The sequence below is a fragment of the Hydrocoleum sp. CS-953 genome (genome assembly GCF_002260545.1).
Lineage (GTDB): Bacteria > Cyanobacteriota > Cyanobacteriia > Cyanobacteriales > Microcoleaceae > Trichodesmium.
Map to the genome: position 1 here is coordinate 1 of NZ_LGSU01000278.1, position 2,613 is coordinate 2,613.

Annotated in this window: 3 protein-coding genes; all 3 read left to right on the top strand. The window is 31.0% G+C overall.

Annotated elements, in window-relative coordinates:
• The first annotated feature begins 170 nt into the window (after window positions 1–170).
• Entirely contained in the window at window positions 171–605 is a 435-nt protein-coding gene (locus AFK68_RS02505; protein WP_094671368.1) for a hypothetical protein, read from the top strand.
• A gap of 10 nt (window positions 606–615) precedes the next feature.
• Window positions 616–777 carry a hypothetical protein gene (locus tag AFK68_RS40895; protein ID WP_246843950.1) on the top strand — a complete coding sequence of 54 codons (162 nt, stop codon included), beginning with the start codon at window positions 616–618 and terminating at the stop codon, window positions 775–777.
• A 210-nt stretch (window positions 778–987) separates the two neighbouring features.
• Window positions 988–2,613 (top strand): KGGVGR-motif variant AAA ATPase (locus AFK68_RS02510; RefSeq protein ID WP_246843951.1); only part of this gene is annotated, 1,626 nt, incomplete at its 3' end.

Sequence of the window (2,613 nt, forward strand, 5' to 3'; positions counted from 1 at the left end):
GGTGAGAATAATTCTATATACAATCTTATAATTATTCTCATAACCTAAAAATACTTTATATTTGAGTAACTTTTTAGATTATTTTTTATATACCAAAGATTTCACGAGGGATTTCCTATTGATTCACCACAACATAACGTGAAATTGTCAAAGCTATATTTTTTTGATTTATGGAAGATTACCAAGCAGCTTTTCTAGAATGCTATTCTGATACAGAAATATTAGATAAGTCGGGAATAAAAATTGCAGCTATGCACTTTGGAGGTGTAACTATTGAGTGTTTATTAAAAGCAATGATTTTTGCTACTTTACCAAAAAGTGCGACTAAAGAATGGAAAACAGATAACAATAATCCAGGGCATACTTTTACTAATCCAGGACATAGCTACACAGAAGCATTAAAAAGGCATAATAAACTTAAATCTAGAATTGATAAACTTCCCCAAGTACGAAAATGGTTGGATGAAATTGAGAACCCCATTGGTCAACATTTCATAGATATACGTTATTCTAGTATTGAAGTTAATAATGAAAATTATAAAAGCTGGTTCAACACATATCAAAAGCTTAGAAAATGGCTACAAAAACAAGCCACTACAATCTAAGGAGTTGAAAATGCAAGAAAACTGGCAAGTATCACTAAAGCAGAATATCAAAGACAAATATGTTAAAAACTCTAAAGAGACTAAAGAGTGGGTTGATGTAAATATTTCCACATCAGGTTTGCTTAATTTAACTTTAGTTAGTAATAGCTTTTTTGGTGTATCTATCCCTTAGCGAAAAGAAGAAATTTCCAACTTATTAAAGTCTCAAGTACCTCATTTATCTCCTGGGTTTCTTTCTTTATATACACCTCAAGAAGCTGAATCATTAAATATTTCACCTCCACAAATTCCCGATCAATTTTCATTAGTAACTTGGCAAGATTTAGCTATCCAAGCAGCCAACCCACAAAATCAACTTCAACTAACCCAAAAAGAACCTAGTATACCCAGAACAGTAACATTTTATTCTTTTAAAGGAGGAGTAGGAAGGACTACTGCATTAACTCATGTTGCTTCTATTTTAGCAATGCGAGGTCGTAAAGTTGTAGCTGTAGATTTAGATTTAGAAGCACCTGGTTTAAGTACAGCATTTAACCTTAAGTTACAGCCAAAATATGGAATTGTTGATTATTTTTATGAACGTTCTTATTTACCAGAAGAAGTAGACCCCAATATTTTAATTACAGACATATTTAGTGAAGTTAAAATACCTAACGCCACAGGTAGAGTATTTGTTGTTCCTGCTGGAAATCTTAGTCTTGATTATGTGTCTAAAGTTGACGATCTTCATGCCACAACTGTTATAGATGGAGACAAAAATATTTGGTCTATTTTTAAGCAAGAAATTCAAGAACAATTAAAACCAGATATTCTCTTAATTGACTCAAGAACTGGGATTAATCAATGGGGTGCTTTATCATTAATTCAAGCTGCTGATGAAGCAATTATTTTTCTTTTCCCTAATGAACAAAATAAACAGGGAATAGAACTACTACTAGAATCTCTTCAAAGTCTGAAAAATTTATCCATTAATTTTGTTTTTTCTCCTGTACCTGATGTAACAAAAAGTGGTTTAGATAAAGTCAAAGAAATTTGGAATTTCTTGCTTAAAAAGATAAAAAATGGAACAGATGAAAATTATGATACTGATGAAGATGATTCAAATACAAATAATGAGCAACCAGAAAATGATGAATTATTGGTAGTTCCTTACCTTGTACCAATTGCCTTGGCTGATAGTTATCCCATACCAGAAATACAAGATTACTATAGTAAAATTGCTAATATCATCGATCAAAAAAATGATGAAATTAAACGTAGTAGTGTTTTAAATATTGTTGAACAAAGATGGGAAATTATTGAAAGTCTAGAGTTTCCTGAAGTAAATGCTGCAGATCAGAAGCAAGATTTAAGTTTATTATTTCAGCGCACTACCGATTTTGATAAATTTTTAGATGATACAACTTGCTTAATTCGGGGAAAAAAAGGAACAGGTAAAACAGCACTATATTGGTTATTTTTAAAACATCAAGAACTGGCTGAAAAATTAGCTCGCGGACGGTTAGATAATACTGTATTTTTATCAGGATATGGTAGATTTCAAAAAAGTAGACCTACCCGTGAAGAATTTCAAATTATTCATCGAACTTTGCAGGAAAAGAATGGAACATGGGAAGCTTTTTGGAGAGCTTATTTACTATTTAGATGTTATCAGGAACAATTACTGAAATTTCCCAGGGGTAATAAAGGAAAAAGGGGAAAGTTTAGTGAGCTGAAAAACATAATTAATAATTTACCAAAAGATACATGGCAGTCTGAATCAACTAAAGCTTTATTAGAATTATCTACTAACTCTCAACTAATACTTATAGTCAAAGATGCAGTAAATATTATTCTTAATCAAGAGGCAAAAGAAAAGTCTCAAAAATTTTGGTTTCTTTACGATGATTTAGATGAAGATTTTTCGGAAGCAGGAGAATTAAGACAACAAGCATTAACTGGATTATTTCAATTAGTTCAGTCTTGTGATGCAAGTAGACTAACAGAAATTAGATTTAAAATTTTATTG